This window comes from Micromonospora parva (assembly GCF_040649675.1).
In the GTDB taxonomy this organism is placed as follows: domain Bacteria; phylum Actinomycetota; class Actinomycetes; order Mycobacteriales; family Micromonosporaceae; genus Micromonospora; species Micromonospora parva.
The window spans coordinates 83,828-108,880 of the sequence record NZ_JBEZFX010000003.1; the positions used below are offsets into that span (position 1 = coordinate 83,828).

The window sequence follows — 25,053 nt, forward strand, 5'->3', positions numbered from 1 at the left end:
ATCCATGGCTGGGATGGGACTCTAACAGCCTCACCCCGGTCCGGGCAGATGCGCCCGACTACATAAATCGATTCCGATGTTACCGGGCGCTCAGGCCCCAGGCAGACCATGGCGCCCGCCAGTTGCTCACAACTGGACGGGCGCCATGGTCGTACGCCTTACAGCTCGGTGACGGAGCCACCGGCGGCGGCGATCTTCTCCTTGGCCGACGCACTGAACGCGTGCGCGGACACCTGGAGCGCCACACCGCCGAGATCCCCGGTGCCGAGGACCTTGACCGGGTGACCCTTGCGGACCGCGCCGGACTCGACGAGCTCCAGCGGGCCGACCTGACCACCGTTCGGGAACAGCTCAGCGAGTCGGTCCAGGTTGACCACCTGGAAGACCACCTTGAACTTGTTCTTGAAGCCCTTCATCTTCGGCAGGCGCATGTGGATGGGCATCTGCCCACCCTCGAACGCCGCCGAGATGTTCTTGCGGGCCTTGGAGCCCTTCGTACCGCGACCGGCGGTCTTGCCCTTGGAACCCTCACCGCGACCCACACGGGTCTTCGCGGTCTTGGAACCAGGCGCCGGGCGCAGGTGGTGAACCTTGATCGTCATTACTCGACCTCCTCGACCTTCACGAGGTGGTTGACCGTGAAGATCATGCCGCGGATCTCGGGCCGGTCCTCCTTGACCACCACGTCGTTGATCCGCTTGAGACCGAGCGAACGCAGCGAGTCACGCTGGTTCTGCTTGGTCCCGATACCGGACCGGAGCTGGGTGACCTTCAGGCGTGCCATCAGGACGCCACCCCCGCCCGCGACGCCAGCATGGCGGCCGGCGCGACGTCCTCCACCGGCAGACCACGACGCGCCGCGACCTGCTCGGGGGACTCAAGCCCCTTCAGGGCCGCCACGGTGGCGTGCACGATGTTGATCGGGTTCGACGAGCCGAGGCTCTTGGAGAGCACGTCGTGGATACCGGCGCACTCCAGCACGGCACGCACCGGACCACCGGCGATGACACCCGTACCGGCCGAGGCCGGCTTGAGCAGCACCACACCGGCCGCGTCCTCACCCGTCACCGGGTGCGGGATCGAGGCGCCGATACGCGGAACCTTGAAGAAGTGCTTCTTGGCCTCCTCGACACCCTTGGCGATGGCCGCGGGCACCTCCTTGGCCTTTCCGTAGCCCACGCCGACCGTGCCGTCGCCGTCGCCCACGATCACCAGGGCGGTGAAGCTGAAGCGACGACCACCCTTCACGACCTTGGCGACGCGGTTGATCGCGACGACCCGCTCAAGGTGCGGGGTCTTCTCGACGGGCGCGTTTCCGCGGCCGCCCTCACGGCGGTTGTCGCGGCGACCACCCTCGTTGCCACCGGACCCGCCGCCACGGCGCTGTTGACCTGGCATCAGCAGCCTTCCTTCTCTCTCGTGACGGGGTTGTTAGAACTCGAGCCCGGCTTCGCGGGCGGCGTCGGCAAGCGCGGCGACTCGCCCCGCGTACCGGTTGCCACCGCGGTCGAAGACGACCTTGGAGACGCCGGCGGCCTTGGCCCGCTCGGCGAGCAGCGCGCCCACCTTGCCGGCCAGGGCGCTCTTGTCGCCCTCCGCACCGCGCAGCGAGGCGTCCAGGGTCGACGCCGACGCCAGGGTGTGACCCTTGGTGTCGTCGACGATCTGGGCGACCATGTGCCGCAGGGAGCGGGTGACGACCAGGCGCGGACGCTCGGCCGTACCGCTGACGTTCTTGCGGACGCGGAAGTGTCGACGCGCACGCCCAACGGCGCGCTTGGCGGCGACACCGCGGCGGCGCTTGAGCAGCGTGGCGCTCACTTCTTACCTGCCTTTCCAGCCTTGCGGCGGATGACCTCGCCCTGGTACTTGACGCCCTTGCCCTTGTAGGGCTCCGGCGGGCGGATCTTCCGGATGTTGGCGGCGACCTCACCGACCTGCTGCTTGTCGATGCCAGCCACGTGGAACAGGGTCGGCCGCTCCACCGTGAAGGTGATGCCCGCCGGGGCGGGGACGACCACCGGGTGCGAGAACCCGAGCGCGAACTCGAGGTCCGAGCCCTTGGCGGTGACCCGGTAACCGGTGCCGGCGATCTCCAGGCTCTTGCGGTAGCCCTCGGTGACCCCGACGATCATGTTGGCGACCAGCGTACGGCTCAGGCCGTGGAGTTCCTTGGCCTTGCGCTCGTCGTTCGGCCGGTTGACGCTCAGCTCGCCGTCCTCGCCACGCTCGATCGTGATCGGCTCGGCGAGGGTGTGCTCAAGCTGGCCCTTGGGGCCCTTGACCTTGACGGTCTGCCCGTCGATCGTGATATCGACGCCGGCTGGTACCGGGATCGACTTACGTCCAATTCGCGACATTTCTACCTGTCTCCCGTTACCAGACGAAGGCGAGGACTTCCCCGCCAACACTCCGCTTGCGGGCCTGCCGGTCGGTCAGCAGCCCCTGGGACGTCGAAATGATCGCCACGCCCAGCCCACCGAGCACCCGCGGGAGCCCGTCCGACTTGGCGTACACCCGGAGACCGGGCTTGGACACGCGCTTGATACCGGCCAGGCTCCGCTCGCGGTTCTGGCCGTACTTCAGCTCGACGACCAGTCGCTTGCCGACGGCGCCCTCCTCGGGCTCCTCGACCGACCAGGTGGCGATGTAACCCTCGGCCTTCAAGACCTCGGCGATGTTCGCCTTGATCTTGGAGTAGGGCATCTTCACCTGATCGTGGTACGCCTGGTTGGCGTTACGCAGACGCGTGAGCATGTCTGCGATCGGGTCGGTCATCGTCATGGATTTCGTCAGCCTTTCTCGCCGGGGTTCCCGGGGCACCAGCCCCGGGCCTACGGCGAAGAGCAATACCTAATCGGTGCAGGAGTTCCCGGCCGACGGCCGGGACGCGGTCGCCCTTACCAGGAAGCCTTGGACACGCCCGGCAGCTCACCGCGGTGAGCCATCTCCCGGATGCAGACCCGGCAGAGCCCGAACTTGCGGTAGACCGCCTTCGGACGCCCGCACCGCTGGCAGCGGGTGTACGCGCGAACCGAGAACTTCGGCTTCGCGGCCGCCTTGATGATCAGCGCCTTCTTGGCCATCTCAGTTCTCCTTGAACGGGAAGCCCAGGAGCTTGAGCAGCGCCCGGCCCTCGTCGTCGGTCGTGGCGGTCGTGACCACCGTGATGTCCATGCCCCGCTGGCGATCGATCTTGTCCTGGTCGATCTCGTGGAACACCGACTGCTCGGTCAGACCGAACGTGTAGTTGCCGTGCCCGTCCAGCTTGCGCCCGTCCAGGCCGCGGAAGTCGCGGATACGCGGCAGCGCGATGGAGAGCAGCCGGTCCAGGAACTCCCACATCCGGTCGCCACGAAGGGTGACCTTCGCGCCGATCGGCATGCCCTCGCGGAGCTTGAACTGCGCGATGGACTTGGTCGCCCGCCGCACCTGCGGCTTCTGGCCGGTGATCGTGGCGAGGTCGCGGACCGCACCGTCGATCAGCTTGGCGTCGCGAGCAGCCTCGCCGACACCCATGTTGACGACGATCTTGACCAGCCGCGGCACCTGCATGGGGTTGCCGTAGCTGTGCTGCTCACGCAGCTGGGCCACGATCTCGTTGCGGTACCGCTCCTTGAGGCGCGGCAGGGTCTTTTCGGTAGCCGTGGTCATCACAGGTCCTTACCGGTGCTACGCGCGATGCGGACCTTCTGGCCGTTGTCGTCGATCCGGTAACCGACGCGGGTCGGCTTGCCGTCGGAGTCCAGGACCTGCACGTTCGAGACGTGGATCGGGGCCTCCTGAGTGACGATGCCGCCGGTCTTGGCGCCACGCTGGGTGGTGCTGATGCGGGTGTGCTTCTTGACCCGGTTCACGCCCTCGACCAGGACCTTGTCCTGCCGCGGGTAGGCCGCGATGACCTTGCCCTTGGCACCCTTGTCCTTGCCGGCGATGACGACGACCGTGTCGCCCTTCTTGACCTTCACGGTCACAACACCTCCGGCGCGAGGGAAATAATCTTCATGAACCGCTTGTCCCGCAGCTCCCGGCCCACCGGGCCGAAGATACGGGTTCCACGCGGGTCCCCGCCGTCCTTGATGATGACGGCGGCGTTCTCGTCGAAGCGGATGTACGAGCCGTCCGGACGCCGCTTCTCCTTCGCGGTGCGAACGACGACAGCCTTGACGACGTCGCCCTTCTTCACACCGGCACCCGGGATGGCGTCCTTGACCGTGGCCACGATGACGTCGCCGATGCTCGCGTAGCGCCGACCCGAGCCACCGAGAACCCGGATGCACAGGATCTCCCGAGCACCCGTGTTGTCGGCGACGCGCAGTCGCGACTCCTGCTGAATCACGTCTATCTCCTATGTCTGCCGGTTCTCCGGCCGCCGTAGCGGCCGGAGCCTGGCGGAACCAACGCCCGACGCAACGCCGGGCGAGCTCGAGCCTTCGCTACTTGGCCTTTTCCAGGATCTCCACGATCCGCCAACGCTTGGTGGCGCTCAGCGGCCGGGTCTCCATGATGAGAACCCGGTCACCGGTGCCAGCGGCGTTCTGCTCGTCGTGCACCTTCAGCTTGCTGGTACGGCGCATGATCTTGCCGTACAGCGCGTGCCGAACCCGGTCCTCGACCTCGACCACGACGGTCTTGTCCATCTTGTCGCTGACCACCAGGCCCTCACGGACCTTGCGGCGGGACCGCGCGGCGGCGGTGGCGGTCTCTTCGGTCATGATGCAGTCACCTCAGTCGGCGCGGCCGAGAGCCCCAGCTCGCGCTCGCGCATGATCGTGTAGATCCGGGCGATCTCCCGACGGATGACCTGCAACCGCCGGTTGTTGTCCAGCTGCCCGGTTGCGGCCTGCACGCGGAGGTTGAACAGCTCCGCCTTGGCCTCCCGCAGCTTCGTGACCAGCTCCTCCTCGGAGAGCTCACGCAGCTCGGTCGCCTTAACGCCCGCTGCCATCAGGATTCACCCACTTCGCGCGTAACAATGCGGCACTTCATCGGGAGCTTGTGGATCGCGCGACGCATGGCCTCTCGCGCGATCTGCTCGTTGGGGAAGGACATCTCGAAGAGAACCCGCCCCGGCTTGACGTTGGCGACCCACCACTCGGGCGAACCCTTACCGGAACCCATCCGGGTCTCGGCAGGCTTCTTGGTGAGGGCCTGGTCCGGGAAGATCGTGATCCAGACCTTGCCACCACGCTTGATGTGGCGAGTCATCGCGATACGTGCCGACTCGATCTGCCGGTTCGTCACGTACGCCGGCTCGAGAGCCTGGATCCCGAACTCGCCGAACACCACCCGGTTACCACCCTTGGACGCGCCACTGCGGTCCGGGTGGTGCGGCTTGCGGAAGCCCTTCGGGGGCTTGCGCGGCATCAGCATCTGTCAGCCCTCCTGCTGCGTTTCTGCCGGAGCAGCAGCGGCGGCGACAGCTGCGCTGTCGACCGGCTCACCGCTCGGCGTCTCGGCCTGCTGCGCGATGGTGGTCGCAGCAGCCCGACCGGCCTCGGTGCCACCAGCCGTGGTGCCGGACGAACCCGACCGGCCACGGCGCGGACGCTCGGGACGGTCGCCGCGCTCACCACGACGCGGGCGGGACGGACCGGCCTCGGCCGGAGCCTCCCGGCCCGGGACGGCGTCGCCCTTGTAGATCCAGACCTTCACACCGATCCGACCGAACGTGGTACGGGCCTCGAAGAAGCCGTACTCGATGTTGGCCCGCAGCGTGTGCAGCGGAACCCGGCCCTCACGGTAGAACTCGGTCCGGCTCATCTCGGCGCCGCCGAGGCGACCCGAAACCTGAACCCGGATGCCCTTGCAGACCGGGTTCTTCATCGCCGACTGCATGGCCTTGCGCATCGCCCGACGGAAGCTGACCCGGCTGGACAGCTGCTCGGCCACGCCCTGCGCGACCAGCTGAGCGTCCGACTCGGGGTTCTTCACCTCGATGATGTTCAGCTGAACCTGCTTGCCGGTGAGCTTCTCAAGCTCGCCGCGGATCCGGTCGGCCTCCGCACCCTTACGGCCGATGACGATGCCCGGCCGGGCGGTGTGGATGTCGACCCGGACCCGGTCGCGGGTGCGCTCGATGTCGACCTTGGAAATCCCGGCACGCTCGAGGCCCTTGGACATCATGCGGCGGATCTTGACATCCTCGCCGATGTAGTCCTTGTAGAGCTTGTCCGCGAACCAGCGGGACTTCCAGTCGGTCGAGATGCCGAGCCGGAACCCAGTGGGGTGAACCTTCTGACCCATTACTCGGCGTCCTCCGTCTTGCTCTGCGCTTCGGCCGGTGCGGCCTCCGTGGCCGGGGCGGCCTTCTTAGCCGCGGCCTTCCTCGGTGCTGCCGGCGCGACCGCTTCGACCGCCACGGTGATGTGGCACGTGCGCTTGCGGATGCGGTAGGCCCGACCCTGGGCCCGCGGCTGGAACCGCTTCATCGTCGGGCCCTCGTCCACGAAGGCCTCGCTGACGAGCAGCGCGTCGGGGTCCAGCCGCTCGTTGTTCTCCGCGTTGGCGATCGCGCTAGCGAGCACCTTGTACACCTGCTCGCTCGCAGCCTGCGGCGCGAACTGCAGCACCGTGAGCGCCTCCTTCGCGGGCAGGCCGCGGACGAGGTTGACCACCCGGCGCGCCTTCATCGGCGAGATGCGCACGTGCCGCGCAACCGCCCGCGCGCCCGGAAGCACCGGAGCGTCGCCCTTTCCTGGCATCGCTGTAACCCCTTGTTCCCTCTATCCGTATGCCCGCGGCGTCAGCGCCGACGGCTCTTCCGGTCGTCCTTCTCGTGACCCTTGAACGTGCGGGTCAGCGCGAACTCGCCGAGCTTGTGCCCGACCATCGCCTCGGTCACGAACACCGGGACGTGCTTGCGTCCGTCGTGCACGGCGATCGTGTGCCCCAGCATCTCGGGGATGATCGTCGAGCGCCGCGACCAGGTCTTGATCACGTTCTTGGAGCCCTTGTCGTTCTGAACTTCCACCTTCTTGAGCAGGTGGTCGTCGACGAACGGGCCCTTCTTCAGGCTGCGAGGCATGTCTTATCTCCCTCAGCCGCGCTTACGCGTGGCGTAGCGACGGCGGACGATCAGCCGGTCACTCGGCTGGCCCTTACGGCGGGTGCGGCCCTCGGGCTTACCCTGCGGGTTGACCGGGTGGCGACCACCGGAGGTCTTACCCTCACCACCACCGTGCGGGTGGTCGACCGGGTTCATGGCGACACCACGGACGGTCGGGCGCTTGCCCTTCCACCGCATCCGGCCGGCCTTACCCCAGTTGATGTTCGACTGGTCGGCGTTGCCGATCTCGCCGATGCTGGCGCGGCAGCGCACGTCGACCCGCCGGATCTCACCGGACGGCATACGCAGGGTCGCGTACGCGCCCTCACGGCCGAGCAGCTGGATGCCGACGCCGGCGGAACGGGCCAGCTTGGCCCCGCCACCCGGACGCAGCTCCACGTTGTGGATGGTGGTACCGACCGGGATGTTGCGCAGCGGCAGGTTGTTACCCGGCTTGATGTCGGCGCCCGGGCCGGACTCGACGCGGTCGCCCTGCTTCATGTCCTTCGGCGCGATGATGTACCGCTTCTCGCCGTCGGCGTAATGCAGCAGTGCGATACGCGCGGTGCGGTTCGGGTCGTACTCGATGTGAGCGACCTTCGCCGGCACGCCGTCCTTGTCGACCCGCTTGAAGTCGATCAGACGGTACTGGCGCTTGTGACCGCCGCCGTGGTGCCGCGTGGTGATCCGGCCGTGGGCGTTACGCCCGCCCTTCTTCGGCAACGGAGCCAGCAGCGACTTCTCCGGCGTGGACCGGGTGATCTCGGCGAAGTCAGCGACACTCGAGCCACGTCGGCCCGGCGTCGTCGGCTTGTACTTACGGATAGCCATTGTCTACACCCCTCAGCTGACCGGGCCGCCGAAGGCCTCGATGCGGTCACCGTCAGCCAGCTTCACGATCGCCCGCTTGGTCGCCTTGCGCTGACCGAAGCCGGTCTTGGTGCGCTTGCGCTTACCCTGGCGGTTGAGCGTGTTGACCGTCAGGACGCGGACGTTGAAGATCTGCTGGATAGCGATCTTGATCTCGGTCTTGTTCGCGTCCGGGTGCACCAGGAAGGTGTACCAGTTCCGGTTCAGCTCGCTGTAGCTCTTCTCCGAGACGACCGGCGCAACGATGATGTCGCGCGGATCGGCGATGGTGCTCACTTGCCACCCTCCTCGGTGGTCTCGGCGGGCACGCCCAGGAACTCGTCCAGGGCGTCCTTGGTGAAGACCACGTCGTCGGCCACCAGCACGTCGTACGTGTTCAGCTGGCCGGACTCGATCAGGTGCACCCGCGGCTCGTTGCGCAGCGACACCCAGTTCAGTTCGTCGGTGCTGCTCAGCACCACCAGGACCCGACGGGCCTCGGTGAGCTTGGTCAGCGTGGCCAGGGCCGCCTTGGTCGACGGCTTCTCGCCCGAGACGAACGCCTCGACGACGTGCACCTGCCCGGCGCGGGCCCGGTCGGAGAGGGCACCGCGCAGAGCGGCGGCCTTCATCTTCTTCGGGGTCCGCTGGCTGTAGTCGCGCGGCACGGGACCGTGCACGACGCCACCGCCGGCGAACTGCGGCGCGCGGATCGAGCCCTGCCGGGCGCGACCGGTGCCCTTCTGCTTGTACGGCTTCTTGCCGCCACCGGCGACCTCGCCGCGGGTCTTGGCCTTGTGCGTGCCCTGTCGGGCCGCCGCGAGCTGGGCCACCACGACCTGGTGCATCAGCGCGACGTTGGCCTGCACGTCGAAGATGTCCGCCGGCAGCTCGACCGAGCCACTGGTGGTGCCTTCGACGGTGCGCACGTCAACGGTGGTCACTTGGCCGCACCGCCCTTCTTCACCTTGCTCTTGGCCGCGGTACGGACCAGAACGAGCGCGCCCTTCGGACCAGGAATGGCACCCCGGACGAGCAGCAGGTTGTTCTCGGTGTCGACCGCCTGGACGGTGAGGTTCTGCACGGTGTACCGCACGCCACCCATCCGGCCGGCCATCCGGGTGCCCTTGAAGACACGACCCGGAGTGGCGCAGGCGCCGATGGAGCCGGGCGAGCGGTGCTTGCGCTCGACACCGTGGCTGGCGCGCAGACCGTGGAAGCCGTGCCGCTTCATCGGGCCGGCGTAGCCCTTGCCCTTGGTCTTGCCGGTGACGTCGATGGTGACGCCGGCCGGGAACTCCTCGACAGTGACTTCCTGGCCGAGCGAGTATTCCCCAGCGTCGGTGGTGCGCAGCTCGACGATGTGCCGGCGCGGCGCCACGTCCGCCTTGGCGTAGTGACCGCTGATCGGCTTCTTGACCTTGCGCGGGTCGATGGTGCCGTACGCCAGCTGGACCGCGGAGTAACCGTCCTTCTCGGCGCTACGAACCTGGCTGATGACGCACGGGCCGGCCTCGACCACGGTCACGGGAACAACACGGTTGTTGTCCCAGACCTGGGTCATGCCGAGCTTGGCGCCCAGGATCCCCTTGACTTGCCTGTCCATTTGTCCGGTCCCTACAGCTTGATCTCGATGTCGACGCCAGCCGGCAGGTCGAGGCGCATGAGCGAGTCGACCGTCTTCGGGGTCGGGTCGATGATGTCGATCAGCCGCTTGTGCGTGCGCATCTCGAAGTGCTCGCGCGAGTCCTTGTACTTGTGCGGCGAGCGGATAACGCAGAAACGGTTGATCTCCGTGGGCAGCGGCACCGGGCCCGCGACCTGCGCCCCGGTGCGCGTCACCGTCTCGACGATCTTCCGAGCCGAGGAGTCGACGACCTCGTGGTCATAGGCCTTGAGCCGGATGCGGATCTTCTGTCCCGCCATGGTGGCTTCTGTTCCTTCTCTCGATGCCGCTGTGTTGCGGGCGCCTGTACCGGCTGGTACAGGCCCACTTCGCCGACCCCCGCGGTCGGGCGTGTCGCGCCCTCGGGCCGAGCTCCGCCCCGTGGTTCCGGAGTGGTGCTGACCGCGCGGTGGGTCAAGGCGCCGATCGCATTACCGCGACCTGAACGCCGTGCGAGGGTGGTTGGCGACTGGGCCGCCAACCACCCTACGCTCGACTGCCTCGCCACCCGGAGGTTCAGCGAAAGCCGAACACAGGCGACGAACTGTCGTTACGCAACCTGACTAGTATGCCGCACGACCGGCGGCGGGTCTAATCGGGGTTACCTAGCTCACTTGTTGATCTTGGTGACGAACCCGGCGCCGACGGTACGGCCACCCTCGCGGATCGCGAACTTGAGGTTCTCCTCCATGGCGATGGGCTGGATCAGCTTCACCGACATCGAGGTGTTGTCACCCGGCATGACCATCTCGGTGCCCTCGGGGAGGGTGACGACACCGGTGACGTCAGTGGTCCGGAAGTAGAACTGCGGACGGTAGTTCTGGAAGAACGGGGTGTGCCGGCCGCCCTCCTCCTTGGAGAGGATGTAGACCGTCGCCTCGAACTCCGTGTGCGGGGTGTTCGAGCCCGGCTTCACGACGACCATGCCGCGCTCGACCTCGTCGCGCTTGGTACCACGCAGCAGCAGGCCGACGTTCTCACCTGCGCGGGCGTCGTCCAGGGTCTTCCGGAACATCTCGATCGCGGTGACCTTGGTCTTGAAGCTCTTCTCCTTGATACCGACGAGCTCAACATCCTCGTTCGGCAGGAGAACGCCGCGCTCCACGCGACCGGTGACGACGGTGCCACGACCGGTGATCGTGAAGACGTCCTCAACCGGCATCAGGAACGGCTTGTCAACCTCGCGCTCCGGCTGCGGGATCGAGGTGTCGACAGCGGTCATCAGCTCCAGCAGCTTGCCGGTCCACTCGGGGTCACCCTCGAGGGCCTTCAGCGCCGAAACCCGAACGACCGGCAGGTCGTCACCCGGGTACTCCTGCGAGGAGAGCAGCTCACGGACCTCGAGCTCGACGAGCTCCAGGAGCTCCTCGTCATCGACCATGTCGCTCTTGTTGAGCGCCACGACGATGTACGGCACACCGACCTGACGGGCCAGCAGCACGTGCTCACGGGTCTGCGGCATCGGGCCGTCAGTCGCCGCCACCACCAGGATCGCGCCGTCCATCTGCGCGGCACCGGTGATCATGTTCTTGATGTAGTCGGCGTGCCCAGGGCAGTCGACGTGCGCGTAGTGCCGCGACTCGGTCTGGTACTCGACGTGCGCGATCGAGATCGTGATGCCGCGGGCCTTCTCCTCCGGCGCCTTGTCGATCTCGTCGAACGGCGTGTAGGGGTTCAGGTCCGGGTACTGGTCGTGCAGGACCTTGGTGATGGCCGCCGTCAGCGTCGTCTTACCGTGGTCGATGTGACCAATGGTGCCGATGTTGACGTGCGGCTTAGTCCGCTCGAACTTAGCCTTCGCCACTGGTGTCCTCCTGTGGACTTCTTGGTTCGTACGCCCGGCGCGCCGGTCGGCGCTTAGGACTCTGTCGACAGCCTTTCCGGCCTGACGGCCGGAGAGCCTTTGTGGGTTCTGCGGCGATGAAGCCTACAGGCCCGGTCTCACGCGATCCGATCGTGGTGGCCGCGGGCGGGTGAAACCTCCCGCGACCAACCACGAATCACCTGCTCAGGGTGCTACTCGCCCGTCGCCTTGGCGATGATCTCCTTGGCCACCGAGGCCGGAACCTCGGCGTAGGAGTCGAACTGCATGCTGTAGCTCGCCCGGCCCTGGGTCTTCGACCGCAGGTCGCCGACGTAGCCGAACATCTCCGACAACGGCACCAGAGCCCTGACGATGCGGGCGCCACTGCGCTCCTCCATCGCCTGGATCAGGCCGCGGCGGGAGTTGAGGTCGCCGATGACGTCACCCATGTTCTCCTCAGGAGTGGTGACCTCAACGGCCATCATCGGCTCAAGGAGTGCGGGATCGGCCTTGCGGGCCGCGTCCTTCATCACCATGGAGCCGGCGATCTTGAATGCCATTTCCGACGAGTCGACCTCGTGGTACTGGCCGTCCAGCAGGGTCAGCTTCACGCCGACCAGCGGGAAGCCGGCGAGGATGCCGTACTGCATCGCGTCCTGCGCACCCGCGTCCACCGAGGGGATGAACTCCCGGGGGATGCGGCCACCGCTGACGGCGTTGGCGAACTCGTAGGTCGGCGAGTCGTTGTCCAGCGGCAGCGGCTCGACGCTCACGATCACGCGGGCGTACTGGCCGGAACCACCGGTCTGCTTCTTGTGGGTGTACTCGACCTTCTCCACCTTGCGGCGGATGGTCTCGCGGTACGCCACCTGCGGCTTGCCGATGTTGGCTTCGACGTTGAACTCGCGGCGCATCCGGTCGACCAGGATGTCCAGGTGCAGCTCGCCCATGCCGGAGATGACCGTCTGACCGGTCTCCTCGTCCAGCTTGACGCGGAAGGTCGGGTCCTCCTCCGCCAGCCGCTGGATGGCGGTGCTGAGCTTCTCCTGGTCGGCCTTGGTCTTCGGCTCGATGGCGACCTCGATGACCGGCTCCGGGAAGGTCATCGACTCCAGGATGACCGGGTTCGCCGGGTCGGACAGCGTGTCACCGGTGGTGGTCTGCTTGAGACCCTGCACCGCGATGATGTCGCCAGCCTGGGCCGAGCTGCGCTCTTCCCGCTTGTTGGCGTGCATCTGGTAGATCTTGCCGATGCGCTCCTTGCGGTCCTTGGTGGAGTTGACCACCTGGGTGCCGGTCTCGACCACGCCGGAGTAGACCCGGACGTAGGTGAGCTTGCCAAGGTGCTTGTCGGTCTGGATCTTGAAGGCCAGACCGGAGAACGGCTCCGACTTCGAGGGCTTACGCACCAGCGGGGTCTCACCGTCGGTGGCCGTACCCTCGATCGCCGGAACGTCCAGCGGCGACGGCAGGAAGTCGACCACGGCGTCGAGCATGGGCTGGACGCCCTTGTTCTTGAACGCCGAGCCGCAGAGCACCGGGTTGGCCTTGCCGGCGATGGTGGCACGCCGGATGGCGGCCTTGATCTCCTCGACGGAGACCTCTTCGCCCTCCAGGTACTTCTCCATCACCGCGTCGTCGACGTCGGCGAGGGTCTCCATCAGCTTCTCGCGCCACTCGGCAGCGGAGTCGGCCAGGTCGGCCGGGATCTCCTCAACCGCGTAGTCCTCACCCTTCTGGGTCTCCCCACGCCAGGTGAGGGCGCGCATGCCGATCAGGTCGACGACACCGATGTGGTCACCCTCGAGCCCGATCGGGATCTGGAGCACCAGCGGGGTGGCGTTCAGCCGGTCGATCATCATCTGCACGCAGCGGAAGAAGTCGGCACCGGTCCGGTCGAGCTTGTTGACGAAGCACATCCGCGGGACGTTGTACTTGTCGGCCTGCCGCCAGACGTTCTCCGTCTGCGGCTCCACGCCGGCGACACCGTCGTAGACCGCGACCGCACCATCCAGGACCCGCAGCGACCGCTCGACCTCGACCGTGAAGTCGACGTGACCCGGCGTGTCGATGATCTGGATCGTGTGGCCCTTCCACTCACACTTGGTGGCAGCGGAGGTGATGGTGATGCCACGCTCCTGCTCCTGCTCCATCCAGTCCATGACGGCAGCGCCCTCGTGGACCTCACCGATCTTGTACGTGATACCGGTGTAGAACAGGATTCGCTCGGTGGTCGTGGTCTTACCGGCATCGATGTGCGCCATGATGCCGATGTTGCGTACGTTGGCGAGCGCGTCTGCGGCGGCCACTTCAATCCCTACTTATCGTCGTCTCGACTCAACTGGTGGCGGTTCCGGCGCCCGTAGGCGCCGGAACCAGGGTGTTACCAGCGGTAGTGCGCGAAGGCCTTGTTCGACTCGGCCATCTTGTGCGTGTCCTCGCGCCGCTTGACGGCGGCACCGAGGCCGTTGCTCGCGTCCAGCAGCTCGTTCATCAGCCGCTCGACCATGGTCTTCTCGCGCCGGGCGCGGGAGTAGGTGACCAGCCAGCGCAGGCCCAGGGTGGTCGCCCGGGTCGGGCGGACCTCGACCGGAACCTGGTAGGTGGCGCCACCGACCCGGCGGCTACGCACCTCGAGGGTCGGCTTGACGTTGTCCATCGCCCGCTTGAGGGTGACGACCGGGTCGGTGCCGGACTTCTCGCGGCAGCCCTCGAGGGCCGCGTACACGATGGACTCGGCGAGCTGACGCTTGCCGCGGAGCAGGATCTTGTTCACCAGCTGGGTGACCAGCGGCGAGTTGTACACCGGGTCAGCGACCAGCGGCCGCCGCGGAGCGGGTCCCTTACGCGGCATGTCAGCTCTTCTCCTTCTTCGCGCCGTAACGGCTGCGCGCCTGCTTGCGGTTGCGGACACCCTGGGTGTCCAGCGAGCCGCGAACGATCTTGTAACGCACGCCGGGGAGGTCCTTCACCCGGCCACCGCGGACGAGCACGATCGAGTGCTCCTGCAGGTTGTGACCGACGCCGGGGATGTAGGCGGTCACCTCGATCTGGCTGCTGAGCTTCACGCGAGCGACCTTGCGCAGCGCCGAGTTCGGCTTCTTCGGGGTGGTGGTGTACACGCGGGTGCACACGCCGCGCCGCTGAGGGGAACCCTTCAGCGCCGGGGTCTTGGTCTTGGTCGTCTTCGCCTGGCGGCCCTTTCGGACCAGCTGCTGGATCGTGGGCACCGGGTTTCTCCGCTCCCTTCGGCCGCATCCGCGGCCGCGCCGTCTGCTCGTTAGCCGGCCTGATGACCGGCTCTCCTACATTCCGACCAGGGCCACCTTGCGGAGACCCCGGCACCCGCGGTCGGGCGTGTCGCCCTCGTCACGGTCCCGTTGCGACGCTCTCGCGTGCGTACCGGGTTTTGTCACCGGCACGCGGGTCGCCCCGCCCCGGATCCTTGGCTTGTCGTGCCGCCGTCCGTAAGCCGGTAACAGCGCACGCACGAGTTGCCCGGGCATGCCCGGGCACAAGGGGAAAGAGTACCTACCACAACCGCCCAGGTCAAAACGGAATGGCCCGGCGGCAGTCTCACACCCGCCAGCCGTATCTCGTCCTGCCCGGTCGCCCGCGATGGGCACCTACGAATACAAGTGTACCGGCTCTCCCGCAGAAGCACCCATCGCCCCCGGGCGGACCGGAAGCCTTCCGCGGGGAACCCCCGTCAGGTGTCGGATCTGTCGATGATCACTTTCAGGTCAGTGCGAGCAGCAGGGCCAGGCCCAGGCCCAGCGCACTGAGCACCGCCCCCACCGCGCCGCAGCTGATCCCCGCCATCGCCAGCCCACGCCCGGTGAACTGGACCGCGGAGGGCGCGGCCGGCCGACCGATCTGCCGCCGGCCGAGCAGCCCGACGACGACCGCCGCACCGCCGGCCAGCACACCCAGCGCGGCGAACGCTCCGGAGGCCCAGGCACCGCCGTCGTTCATGAAGGCCACCCCGAAGCAGATCACCAGTAACGACACCAGGACCGACGCGATCCCCGCCACCAGCGCCCCGATGGCCAGCCCGGAGGTGACCGGCGCCACGTCCAGGTGCACGACACCGAACGGCGTGCCCGACACCGACTCCACCCGCTTCGGCGGCCGGCGTTGGTCGTCGGTGGGTGGCGCAACCGAGCGCCCCGGCGAGCCACCCCACCCGGGACCGTGCCCCGGCGGCGGACCCCATCCGGGCGGGCCGCCGGACCCGGACGACGGCGGACCCCACCCGTGCGGTGCTCCCGGCCCCGACGACGGCGGACCCCACCCGTACGGCGCTCCCGGCCCACCCGGCGGCGGACCCCACCCCTGCGGTGCTCCCGGCCCCGACGACGGCGGACCCCAGCCATGCGGTGCTCCGGGCCCACCTGCCGGCGGACCCCACCCCTGCGGTGCCCCCGGCCCCGACGACGGCGGACCCCACCCGTACGACGTTCCCGGCCCGGATGACGGCGGACCCCAGCCCTGCGGCGTCGAGGTCGGCGTGCTGGAGACCGGGTGCGGCTGGCCGGAGCCGGGCGTCGAGGTCGTGCCCCAGCCGGGGTACGGCCCCGCAGCGGGCGGCGCATCCGGGGTGGGCACCGGAGGGTGCTCCGCACCGCCCGGGCCCGGCCGCGCCCAGTCACTCGGCTCGGACGCAGGAGCCGGCGTGTCCGCAGGGGGGCCGTCCGGTTCGTCCGCAGGGGGCCGCGCCGGTTCCGTCACGAGGTCCTCCTGTCGAAAGGCCGCCACCGCCACGCGGCGGACACCGGCCAGGCTACCGCCGCGAGCGCCGCCACCCGCGCCGGGCGCGGCCACCGGCGGCCTCAGTCCATGTTCGCCGGGTAGTCGTGGCCGAACGGGGCACCGGCCAGCCGGACCACCCCGACGACCACAGCGGCCACCACGCTGACCGCGACCAGCACCAGACCGGTCCAGGCCATCCGCTCCCCCCGCCGCAGCCACACGCTGCCGGTCAGGAAACCCCCCGACGCGTACGCCTCGCGGCGCGCCTGCCGGGCCAGTTGCAGGGCCACGGTGGCCGGCACCACGCCTCCGATGAACAACCCGGTCAGCATGCCGAGCAGGCCGAGCGCGAAGACCGCCCGTGCCTTCGTGGCGCGGGCCGGGTCCGGGTCCAGCGGGTGACGCAGGTCCGGCTGGGCGACGGACACCTGCCCGGGTGCTGTCGTCATACCCCCATCATGCCGAACCCGGTCGCGGGGTGGGTGGGCACGGACACGACGAGGCCCCCGGCTTTCACCGGGGGCCTCGTCGTGTTACTGGTGCTTAGCGGTACGACCCGAAGTCGAAGTCGTCCAGCGGCACGGCCTGCCCGCTGGCCGGCCCGAACCCGTAGTCGGTCTCCGGGTAACCGGTCATCGAGTAGACCTTGGCCTTCGCCTCCTCGGTCGGCTCGACCCGGACGTTGCGGTACTTGCTGATGCCGGTACCGGCCGGGATGAGCTTTCCGATGATCACGTTCTCCTTGAGGCCGACCAGCGAGTCGCTGCGCGAGTTGATCGCGGCGTCGGTCAGCACCCGGGTGGTCTCCTGGAAGGAGGCCGCCGAGAGCCAGGAGTCGGTGGCCAGCGAGGCCTTGGTGATACCCATCAGCACCGGACGACCGGCGGCGGGCTCGCCGCCCTCCGAGACGAGTCGGCGGTTCTCCGACTCGAACAGCGCCCGGTCGACGAGCACACCCGGCAGGAACTCGGTCGAGCCGGAGTCGATGACCGTCACCCGCTTGAGCATCTGGCGGATGATGATCTCGATGTGCTTGTCGTGGATGAGCACACCCTGCGAGCGGTAGACCTCCTGGACCTCACTGGTCAGGTGGACCTGGACCGCCCGCGGACCCATGATCCGCAGCAGCTCGTGCGGGTCGATGGTGCCCTCGGTCAGCTTCTCGCCGACCGCGACGTGACCGCCGTCGTGGGTCCGGAGCTTGACGCGCTTCGAGATCTTGTCGTAGACGATCTCGTCGCTGCCGTCGTCCGGCACCACGATGATCTTGCGCGAGCGCTCGCCGTCCTCGATCCGGATCCGGCCCGGGGTGTCGGCGATGGGCGCCTTACCCTTCGGGACCCGAGCCTCGAAGATTTCCTGAACACGCGGCAGACCCTGGGTGATGTCCTCACCCGCGACACCACCGGTGTGGAAGGTACGCATCGTCAGCTGCGTACCGGGCTCACCGATGGACTGGGCGGCGATGATGCCGACCGCCTCGCCGATGTCGACCGACTTACCGGTCGGCAGCGACCGGCCGTAGCAGGCCGCGCAGACGCCGAGCTTCGACTCGCAGGTGAGCACACTGCGCACCCGGACGGTCTCCACACCAGCGGCGACGATCTTGTCGACCCCGATGGAGTTGATGTCCTGCCCGCGCTCGGCGACCACGGTGCCGTCCGGCCCCTTGATGTCGTCGGCGAGGGTCCGGGCGTGCACGCTGGTCTCGGCGTGGGTGTGGACGACGAGCTTGCCGTCCAGCTTCTCGCCGATCTGCATCGGGATCGCCCGGTCGGTGCCGCAGTCCTCTTCACGGATGATGACGTCCTGCGAGACGTCCACCAGACGACGGGTCAGGTAACCCGAGTCGGCGGTACGCAGCGCGGTGTCGGCCAGACCCTTGCGGGCACCGTGCGTGGAGATGAAGTACTCCAGCACGGACAGACCCTCCCGGTAGCTGGCCTTGATCGGCCGCGGGATGATCTCGCCCTTGGGGTTGGCCACCAGACCACGGATCGCCGCGATCTGCCGGAGCTGGAGCAGGTTACCGCGAGCACCCGAGTTGATCATCTTCCACAGCGGGTTCTCCTGCGGCAGCGCGGTGTCCATCTCCTTGGCGACCTCGTTGGTCGCCTTGGTCCAGATCTCGATGAGCTCGCCGCGACGCTCCTCGGCGGTCATCAGACCACGCTGGTACTGCTTGTCGATCTGGTCGGCGTCCTTCTCGTACCGGGCCAGGATCTCCGCCTTACGCGGCGGCGCGATGACGTCCTCCATACCGATCGTCACGCCGGACCAGGTGGCCCAGTGGAAACCGGCCTCCTTGAGCCCGTCCAGGGTGGCGGCCAGCGCCACCTTGGGGAAGCGCTCGGCGAGGTCGTTGACGATCGAGGAGAGCTGACCCTTGCGGATCTCGTAGTTCACGAAGCGGTAGCCCTGCGGCAACGTCTCGTTGAACAGCACCCGGCCCAGGGTGGTCTCCACGGTCAGCGGGTCACCCTCGACCCAGCCCTCCGGGGCGGTCCACGCCTCGGCGCCAGCACCGTTGTCGACCCCGACCACGTCACGCAGGCGGATCTTCACCGGCGCCTGCAGGTGCAGCTCGCCGTTGTCGAAGGCCATCCGCGCCTCGGCGTCCGAGCTGAACGCCCGGCCCTCGCCCTTCTCACCAGCGGTGCGGTGGGTGAGGTGGTACAGACCGATGACCATGTCCTGGGTGGGCATGGTGACCGGCTTACCGTCGGCCGGCTTGAGGATGTTGTTCGACGACAGCATCAGGATCCGCGCCTCGGCCTGAGCCTCGGCGGACAGCGGCACGTGCACCGCCATCTGGTCACCGTCGAAGTCGGCGTTGAACGCGGTGCAGACCAGCGGGTGGATCTGGATGGCCTTGCCCTCGACCAGCTGCGGCTCGAAGGCCTGGATGCCCAGGCGGTGCAGGGTCGGCGCCCGGTTGAGCAGCACCGGGTGCTCGCCGATGACCTCTTCCAGCACGTCCCACACGACCGGGCGCTGACGCTCGACCATCCGCTTGGCGGACTTGATGTTCTGGGCGTGGTTGAGGTCGACCAGCCGCTTCATCACGAACGGCTTGAACAGCTCCAGCGCCATCTGCTTGGGCAGACCGCACTGGTGCAGCTTGAGCTTCGGGCCGACCACGATGACCGAACGGCCGGAGTAGTCGACGCGCTTGCCCAGCAGGTTCTGGCGGAACCGGCCCTGCTTGCCCTTGAGCATGTCGGACAGCGACTTGAGCGGGCGGTTACCCGGGCCGGTGACCGGCCGGCCGCGACGGCCGTTGTCGAACAGCGCGTCGACGGCCTCCTGGAGCATCCGCTTCTCGTTGTTGACGATGATCTCGGGCGCGCCGAGGTCGATCAGCCGCTTGAGGCGGTTGTTCCGGTTGATCACGCGGCGGTACAGGTCGTTCAGGTCCGAGGTCGCGAAGCGGCCACCGTCGAGCTGCACCATCGGGCGCAGGTCCGGCGGGATGACCGGGACGCAGTCCAGCACCATGCCGAGCGGCGAGTTGCGGGTGTTCAGGAACGCCGCGACGACCTTGAGTCGCTTGAGCGCCCGGATCTTCCGCTGGCCCTTGCCGGACCGGATGGTCTCCCGCAGGCTCTCGGCCTCGGCGTCGAGGTCCATGTTCTGGACCAGCGCCTTGATCGCCTCGGCGCCCATGGAACCGGTGAAGTACTCACCGAACCGGTCGCGCAGCTCGCGGTAGAGCAGCTCGTCGGTGACCAGCTGCTTCGGCTCCAGCTTGCGGAAGGTGTCCAGCACCTCGTCCAGGCGGTCGATCTCGCGCTGGGCCCGGTCGCGGATCTGGCGCATCTCGCGCTCTCCGCCCTCCTTGACCTTGCGCCGGACGTCCGCCTTGGCACCCTCGGCCTCCAGCTCGGCCAGGTCGGCCTCGAGCTTGGCGGCCCGCTTCTCGATCTCCGAGTCGCGGCTGTTCTCGGACTGCCGCTTCTCGGCCAGGATCTCGTTCTCGATCGTCGAGAGGTCGCGGTGACGCGACTCCGCGTCCACGCTCGTCACGACGTACGAGGCGAAGTAGATGATCTTCTCGAGGTCCTTGGGGGCGAGGTCCAGCAGGTAGCCCAGCCGGCTCGGAACGCCCTTGAAGTACCAGATGTGGGTCACCGGAGCGGCGAGCTCGATGTGCCCCATCCGCTCACGACGGACCTTGGAGCGAGTCACCTCGACGCCGCAGCGCTCACAGATGATGCCCTTGAACCGGACCCGCTTGTACTTACCGCAGTAGCACTCCCAGTCCCGCTGCGGACCGAAGATCTTCTCGCAGAAGAGCCCGTCCTTTTCCGGCTTCAGGGTGCGGTAGTTGATCGTCTCAGGCTTCTTGACCTCGCCGTGCGACCACTGACGGATGTCGTCAGCGGTGGCGAGACCAATGCGCAGCTCGTCGAAGAAGTTGACGTCGAGCACTATGTCCCCTATGTCGTCGTCTGTACTGCTAATTCTCGGGCGGGGTCGGGAGCCGGCGAGCCGGCCCCCGACCGCACACCTCAGACCTCTTCGACCGAGCTCGGCTCGCGCCGGGACAGGTCGATGCCCAGCTCCTCAGCGGCCCGGAACACCTCGTCGTCGGTCTCGCGCATTTCCAGGGCCACACCGTCGCTGGAGAGCACCTCAACGTTGAGGCACAGCGACTGCAGCTCCTTGAGCAGCACCTTGAACGACTCCGGGATGCCCGGCTCCGGGATGTTCTCGCCCTTGACGATGGCCTCGTAGACCTTCACCCGGCCGAGCACGTCGTCGGACTTGATCGTGAGCAGCTCCTGCAGGGCGTAGGCAGCGCCGTACGCCTGCATCGCCCAGCACTCCATCTCACCGAAACGCTGACCACCGAACTGCGCCTTACCACCCAGCGGCTGCTGCGTGATCATCGAGTACGGTCCGGTCGACCGAGCGTGGATCTTGTCGTCGACCAGGTGGTTGAGCTTCAGGATGTAGACGTAGCCGACGGCGATCGGGTCCGGCAGTGGCTCACCGGAACGACCGTCGAACAGCTGCGCCTTGCCGGTACGCCCGATCAGCTGCTTGCCGTCCCGGTTGGGCAGGGTCGACTCGAGCAGGCCGGAGATCTCCTCCTCGCGGGCACCGTCGAAGACCGGGGTGGCCACGTTGGTGTCCCCCTCGGACTCGTGCGCGTCGATCGAGCGCAGCTGGCGCTTCCAGTCGGCGTCGTCACCCTCGACCTTCCAACCGGTCTTGGCGACCCAACCGAGGTGGGTCTCCAGCACCTGGCCGATGTTCATCCGGCTCGGCACACCGAGCGGGTTGAGCACGATGTCGACCGGGGTGCCGTCCTCGAGGAACGGCATGTCCTCGATCGGCAGGATCTTCGAGATGACACCCTTGTTGCCGTGCCGGCCGGCGAGCTTGTCGCCGTCCTGGATCTTGCGCTTCTGGGCGACGTAGACCCGGACCAGCTCGTTGACACCCGGCGGCAACTCGTCGCCGTCCTCGCGGGAGAACGTACGCACACCGATGACCGTGCCGGTCTCGCCGTGCGGCACCTTCAGCGAGGTGTCCCGAACCTCACGCGCCTTCTCACCGAAGATCGCGCGGAGCAGCCGCTCCTCCGGGGTCAGCTCGGTCTCACCCTTGGGCGTGACCTTGCCGACCAGGATGTCGCCGGGGACGACCTCGGCACCGATCCGGATGATGCCGCGCTCGTCGAGGTCAGCGAGCATTTCCTCGCTGACGTTCGGGATGTCGCGGGTGATCTCCTCCGGACCGAGCTTGGTGTCCCGGGCGTCGACCTCGTGCTCCTCGATGTGGATCGAGGTGAGCACGTCCTGCTGCACGAGGCGCTGCGACAGGATGATCGCGTCCTCGTAGTTGTGGCCCTCCCAGCACATGAACGCCACCAGCAGGTTGCGTCCGAGCGCCATCTCGCCCTCGTCGGTGCAGGGACCGTCGGCGATGACCTGACCGGCCTCGACGCGGTCGCCCTCGAAGACCACCGGCTTCTGGTTGACGCAGGAGCCGGCGTTGGAGCGGCGGAACTTGTGCAGCAGGTACGTCCGGCGGTGGCCGTCATCCTGGTGGATGGTGACGTAGTCGGCGCAGAGATCCTCGATCACACCGCCGACCTCGGCGACCACCACGTCGCCAGCGTCGACAGCGGCCCGGTACTCCATGCCCGTACCCACGAGCGGCGCCTCGGCCTTGACCAGCGGCACCGCCTGGCGCTGCATGTTCGCGCCCATCAGTGCCCGGTTGGCGTCGTCGTGCTCGAGGAACGGGATCATGGCGGTCGCGACCGAGGTCATCTGCCGAGGCGAGACGTCCATGTAGTCGACGGCGGCGGGGACCACGTCCTCGGTCTCGCCGCCCTTACGACGGCAGAGCACCCGGTCCTCGGCGAACGTGCCGTCAGCCTTCAGGCGCGCGTTGGCCTGGGCCTTGACGAACCGGTCCTCCTCGTCCGCGGTCAGGTAGTCGATCTGGTCGGTGACCCGACCGTCGACGACCTTCCGGTACGGCGTCTCGATGAAGCCGAACGGGTTGACCCGGGCGAAGGTGGACAGCGCGCCGATCAGGCCGATGTTCGGGCCTTCCGGCGTCTCGATCGGGCACATCCGGCCGTAGTGGGACGGGTGCACGTCGCGGACCTCGAAGCCGGCCCGCTCCCGGGACAGACCACCCGGGCCGAGCGCGCTCAGCCGGCGCCGGTGGGTCAGGCCCGCCAGCGGGTTGGTCTGGTCCATGAACTGGGACAGCTGGGACGTCCCGAAGAACTCCTTGATCGCCGCCACCACCGGGCGGATGTTGATCAGGGTCTGCGGGGTGATCGCCTCGACGTCCTGCGTGGTCATCCGCTCACGGACGACCCGCTCCATCCGGGACAGGCCGACCCGAACCTGGTTCTGGATCAGCTCGCCCACGGTACGGAGCCGCCGGTTGCCGAAGTGGTCGATGTCGTCGGCCTCGTAGCCCTCCTCACCGGCGTGCAGCCGGCAGAGGTACTCCACGGTGGCGACGATGTCGTCCTCGGTCAGCGTGCCGGTGGTGATCGGCACGTCGACTTCGAGCTTCTTGTTGAACTTGTAGCGCCCGACCTTGGCGACGTCGTACCTCTTCGGGTTGAAGAAGAGGTTGTCGAGCAGGGTCTGGGCGTTCTCGCGCGTCGGCGGCTCGCCAGGGCGCAGCTTGCGGTAGATGTCGAGCAGCGCCTCATCGGCGCCGGCGATGTGGTCCTTCTCGAGCGTCGTCATCATCAGCTCGGACCACCCGAACCGCTCACGGATCCGCTCGGCCGACCATCCGATGGCCTTGAGCAGGACGGTGACGGCCTGGCGACGCTTACGGTCGATACGTACGCCGACCGTGTCGCGCTTATCGATGTCGAACTCCAGCCAGGCACCCCGACTCGGGATGACCTTGACGCTGGAGAGGTCGCGGTCGGAGGTCTTGTCCGGCTGCTTGTCGAAGTAGACGCCCGGAGACCGGACGAGCTGGCTGACCACGACGCGCTCGGTGCCGTTGATGACGAAGGTGCCCTTGGGCGTCATCATCGGGAAGTCACCCATGAACACCGTCTGGCTCTTGATCTCGCCAGTGGTGTTGTTGGTGAACTCCGCGGTCACGAAGAGCGGAGCGCAGTAGGTCAGGTCCTTCTCCTTGCACTCCTCGATCGAGGCCTTGACCTCGTCGAAGCGCGGCGCTGAGAAGGAGAGCGACATGGTGCCGGAAAAGTCCTCAATGGGACTGATCTCTTCAAGGATCTCCGCGAGACCCGAGCGTGCGTGCGGGTCGTCCGCCGACCGGCCCTGCCAAGCCTCGTTGCCGACGAGCCAGTCGAAGGACTCGTTCTGAATGGCAAGGAGGTTGGGGACCTCGAGGTGTTCGGTGATCCTGCCGAATGAAACTCGGCGGGGAGCGAATGCGCTCGACGTACGACTGGTCTTCGCAGGGCGGGAAGCTGCCAAGATGCGTCCTTCCGAGGACCGGTGCTGCAGAACGGCTGGTACGCGTGCACTCCAATGACCCCACCAGAAATATCCGTAAACGGACATTTCCGAGCAGGGGCCAAGTCGGAAGGCAGCGCAAACTAGCAGTGTAGCCGAGAGGCTAACCGCTGTCCAGCCCACCCCGCAGGTTGTTTGCGGAGCGCTCCTCGGCCCCCGTTACCGGGGTCAGCCGGGCCGCTCAGAACGCAACTCCCCACTGGGCCGCTCGGGTTACCGCGGCCGATGGTGCCGCCGCTGTCATACCCACGTCGTGGCCGTTGCAAGCGCGGTGTCTTGCTGGTGTCAGCGTGCCTGGCAGCCCCGGGCCGCGTCAAGGGCCGGTATTGCCCTCGCCCCGTGTTTCCCCCTGGAGAGCGACCGGCCGCCCTCGTTCCGGTCGCCGGATCCGCAGGTCGGAGCCCAGCTCAGGGCCGATCGGAGCCAACACCACCAATACGGCGGGCGGTGATCCGTGTCGGATCACCGCCCGCCGCCACGCGAATCGTGTCCCAGCTCACGAGCCGGGTACGCGTAGGTGGAACGTCAGGTCACTTGAGGGTGACCTTGGCGCCCTCGCCCTCGAGCTTGGCCTTCGCCTTGTCGGCGGTCTCCTTGTTGACCTTCTCCAGGATGGCCTTCGGCGCGGACTCGACCGCGTCCTTGGCCTCCTTGAGGCCCAGGCCGGTCAGCTCACGCACGACCTTGATGACCTGGATCTTCTTGCCACCGTCAGCCTCGAGGATGACGTCGAACTCGTCCTTCTCCTCCTCGGCCGGGGCAGCAGCGCCACCGGCGCCACCGCCGGCAGCGGCAACCGCGACCGGAGCAGCGGCGGTGACCTCGAAGGTCTCCTCGAACTGCTTCACGAACTCAGAGAGCTCGATCAGCGTCATCTCCTTGAACGCGTCGAGCAGCTCGTCGGTGCTGAGCTTCGCCATGTCTGGCGTCCTTTCCTGTTTCTGTTAAGTAA

The 25,053-nt window shown here is 67.6% G+C and carries 30 protein-coding genes; all 30 read right to left on the reverse strand.

Annotation, left to right across the window (positions count from 1 at the left end):
* Positions 1-158: 158 nt before the first annotated feature.
* Complete coding sequence (rplO, locus tag AB0C03_RS08830; RefSeq protein ID WP_030329906.1) at positions 159-602, reverse strand: 50S ribosomal protein L15; 444 nt, start codon at positions 600-602, stop codon at positions 159-161.
* On the reverse strand, positions 602-784 hold the full coding sequence (gene rpmD, locus AB0C03_RS08835; RefSeq protein ID WP_030329904.1) for a 50S ribosomal protein L30: 183 nt from the start codon (positions 782-784) through the stop codon (positions 602-604). Before rpmD ends, rplO begins: the two co-directional genes overlap by 1 nt.
* Positions 784-1,398: a 30S ribosomal protein S5 gene (gene rpsE / locus AB0C03_RS08840; protein ID WP_018784559.1), complete on the reverse strand. Its 615-nt coding sequence runs from the start codon at positions 1,396-1,398 to the stop codon at positions 784-786. Before rpsE ends, rpmD begins: the two co-directional genes overlap by 1 nt.
* A gap of 33 nt (positions 1,399-1,431) precedes the next feature.
* On the reverse strand, positions 1,432-1,821 hold the full coding sequence (rplR, locus tag AB0C03_RS08845) for a 50S ribosomal protein L18 (protein ID WP_030329901.1): 390 nt from the start codon (positions 1,819-1,821) through the stop codon (positions 1,432-1,434).
* Positions 1,818-2,360, reverse strand: a complete 543-nt coding sequence (rplF, locus tag AB0C03_RS08850; protein WP_030329899.1) for a 50S ribosomal protein L6 — start codon at positions 2,358-2,360, stop codon at positions 1,818-1,820. The genes rplR and rplF overlap by 4 nt, the downstream gene beginning before the upstream one ends.
* 16 nt (positions 2,361-2,376) lie before the next feature.
* Positions 2,377-2,784 carry a 30S ribosomal protein S8 gene (rpsH, locus tag AB0C03_RS08855; protein WP_007465270.1) on the reverse strand — a complete coding sequence of 136 codons (408 nt, stop codon included), beginning with the start codon at positions 2,782-2,784 and terminating at the stop codon, positions 2,377-2,379.
* A 116-nt stretch (positions 2,785-2,900) separates the two neighbouring features.
* Positions 2,901-3,086 (reverse strand): type Z 30S ribosomal protein S14, encoded by a 186-nt coding sequence (locus AB0C03_RS08860; protein WP_007465272.1) that lies wholly within the window; start codon positions 3,084-3,086, stop codon positions 2,901-2,903.
* A 1-nt stretch (position 3,087) separates the two neighbouring features.
* Entirely contained in the window at positions 3,088-3,654 is a 567-nt protein-coding gene (gene rplE / locus AB0C03_RS08865) for a 50S ribosomal protein L5 (RefSeq protein WP_030329896.1), read from the reverse strand.
* A complete protein-coding gene (gene rplX, locus AB0C03_RS08870) occupies positions 3,654-3,974 on the reverse strand; it encodes a 50S ribosomal protein L24 (RefSeq protein ID WP_007465276.1) in 321 nt (106 codons plus the stop codon). The genes rplE and rplX overlap by 1 nt, the downstream gene beginning before the upstream one ends.
* Positions 3,971-4,339, reverse strand: a complete 369-nt coding sequence (gene rplN / locus AB0C03_RS08875) for a 50S ribosomal protein L14 (RefSeq protein ID WP_007073026.1) — start codon at positions 4,337-4,339, stop codon at positions 3,971-3,973. Before rplN ends, rplX begins: the two co-directional genes overlap by 4 nt.
* 97 nt (positions 4,340-4,436) lie before the next feature.
* Positions 4,437-4,715 carry a 30S ribosomal protein S17 gene (rpsQ, locus tag AB0C03_RS08880; RefSeq protein ID WP_030329894.1) on the reverse strand — a complete coding sequence of 93 codons (279 nt, stop codon included), beginning with the start codon at positions 4,713-4,715 and terminating at the stop codon, positions 4,437-4,439.
* Complete coding sequence (gene rpmC, locus AB0C03_RS08885; protein ID WP_007465283.1) at positions 4,712-4,948, reverse strand: 50S ribosomal protein L29; 237 nt, start codon at positions 4,946-4,948, stop codon at positions 4,712-4,714. Before rpmC ends, rpsQ begins: the two co-directional genes overlap by 4 nt.
* On the reverse strand, positions 4,948-5,373 hold the full coding sequence (gene rplP / locus AB0C03_RS08890; protein ID WP_007465292.1) for a 50S ribosomal protein L16: 426 nt from the start codon (positions 5,371-5,373) through the stop codon (positions 4,948-4,950). Before rplP ends, rpmC begins: the two co-directional genes overlap by 1 nt.
* Positions 5,374-5,376: 3 nt before the next feature.
* A complete protein-coding gene (rpsC, locus tag AB0C03_RS08895; protein WP_007465294.1) occupies positions 5,377-6,246 on the reverse strand; it encodes a 30S ribosomal protein S3 in 870 nt (289 codons plus the stop codon).
* Entirely contained in the window at positions 6,246-6,704 is a 459-nt protein-coding gene (gene rplV / locus AB0C03_RS08900) for a 50S ribosomal protein L22 (RefSeq protein ID WP_007465297.1), read from the reverse strand. Before rplV ends, rpsC begins: the two co-directional genes overlap by 1 nt.
* A gap of 41 nt (positions 6,705-6,745) precedes the next feature.
* The gene (gene rpsS, locus AB0C03_RS08905; RefSeq protein ID WP_007465299.1) at positions 6,746-7,027 is read right to left on the reverse strand and encodes a 30S ribosomal protein S19; all 282 of its coding nucleotides are present in this window, start codon (positions 7,025-7,027) and stop codon (positions 6,746-6,748) included.
* Between the two features lie 12 nt (positions 7,028-7,039).
* The gene (gene rplB, locus AB0C03_RS08910) at positions 7,040-7,879 is read right to left on the reverse strand and encodes a 50S ribosomal protein L2 (protein ID WP_030329891.1); all 840 of its coding nucleotides are present in this window, start codon (positions 7,877-7,879) and stop codon (positions 7,040-7,042) included.
* Positions 7,880-7,891: 12 nt separating this feature from the next.
* Positions 7,892-8,194 (reverse strand): 50S ribosomal protein L23, encoded by a 303-nt coding sequence (gene rplW, locus AB0C03_RS08915; protein ID WP_007465304.1) that lies wholly within the window; start codon positions 8,192-8,194, stop codon positions 7,892-7,894.
* Positions 8,191-8,841 (reverse strand): 50S ribosomal protein L4, encoded by a 651-nt coding sequence (rplD, locus tag AB0C03_RS08920; protein WP_030329890.1) that lies wholly within the window; start codon positions 8,839-8,841, stop codon positions 8,191-8,193. The genes rplW and rplD overlap by 4 nt, the downstream gene beginning before the upstream one ends.
* Complete coding sequence (gene rplC / locus AB0C03_RS08925) at positions 8,838-9,503, reverse strand: 50S ribosomal protein L3 (RefSeq protein WP_030329888.1); 666 nt, start codon at positions 9,501-9,503, stop codon at positions 8,838-8,840. Before rplC ends, rplD begins: the two co-directional genes overlap by 4 nt.
* An 11-nt stretch (positions 9,504-9,514) precedes the next feature.
* A complete protein-coding gene (gene rpsJ, locus AB0C03_RS08930; protein ID WP_007073037.1) occupies positions 9,515-9,823 on the reverse strand; it encodes a 30S ribosomal protein S10 in 309 nt (102 codons plus the stop codon).
* Positions 9,824-10,173: 350 nt separating this feature from the next.
* Complete coding sequence (gene tuf, locus AB0C03_RS08935) at positions 10,174-11,367, reverse strand: elongation factor Tu (RefSeq protein ID WP_030329885.1); 1,194 nt, start codon at positions 11,365-11,367, stop codon at positions 10,174-10,176.
* 212 nt (positions 11,368-11,579) lie between these two features.
* Positions 11,580-13,676 (reverse strand): elongation factor G, encoded by a 2,097-nt coding sequence (gene fusA, locus AB0C03_RS08940; RefSeq protein ID WP_030329884.1) that lies wholly within the window; start codon positions 13,674-13,676, stop codon positions 11,580-11,582.
* Between the two features lie 74 nt (positions 13,677-13,750).
* Positions 13,751-14,221, reverse strand: a complete 471-nt coding sequence (gene rpsG / locus AB0C03_RS08945; RefSeq protein ID WP_007465317.1) for a 30S ribosomal protein S7 — start codon at positions 14,219-14,221, stop codon at positions 13,751-13,753.
* Between the two features lies 1 nt (position 14,222).
* Complete coding sequence (gene rpsL / locus AB0C03_RS08950) at positions 14,223-14,597, reverse strand: 30S ribosomal protein S12 (protein ID WP_007465318.1); 375 nt, start codon at positions 14,595-14,597, stop codon at positions 14,223-14,225.
* 508 nt (positions 14,598-15,105) lie between these two features.
* Entirely contained in the window at positions 15,106-15,486 is a 381-nt protein-coding gene (locus AB0C03_RS08955; protein ID WP_030329882.1) for a hypothetical protein, read from the reverse strand.
* Between the two features lie 713 nt (positions 15,487-16,199).
* Positions 16,200-16,568: a hypothetical protein gene (locus tag AB0C03_RS08960; protein ID WP_357635665.1), complete on the reverse strand. Its 369-nt coding sequence runs from the start codon at positions 16,566-16,568 to the stop codon at positions 16,200-16,202.
* 94 nt (positions 16,569-16,662) lie between these two features.
* A complete protein-coding gene (locus AB0C03_RS08965; RefSeq protein WP_357635668.1) occupies positions 16,663-20,550 on the reverse strand; it encodes a DNA-directed RNA polymerase subunit beta' in 3,888 nt (1,295 codons plus the stop codon).
* 80 nt (positions 20,551-20,630) lie between these two features.
* Positions 20,631-24,062 carry a DNA-directed RNA polymerase subunit beta gene (gene rpoB / locus AB0C03_RS08970; protein WP_030329876.1) on the reverse strand — a complete coding sequence of 1,144 codons (3,432 nt, stop codon included), beginning with the start codon at positions 24,060-24,062 and terminating at the stop codon, positions 20,631-20,633.
* Positions 24,063-24,631: 569 nt separating this feature from the next.
* The gene (gene rplL / locus AB0C03_RS08975) at positions 24,632-25,021 is read right to left on the reverse strand and encodes a 50S ribosomal protein L7/L12 (RefSeq protein WP_030329874.1); all 390 of its coding nucleotides are present in this window, start codon (positions 25,019-25,021) and stop codon (positions 24,632-24,634) included.
* Between the last annotated feature and the right edge of the window lie 32 nt (positions 25,022-25,053).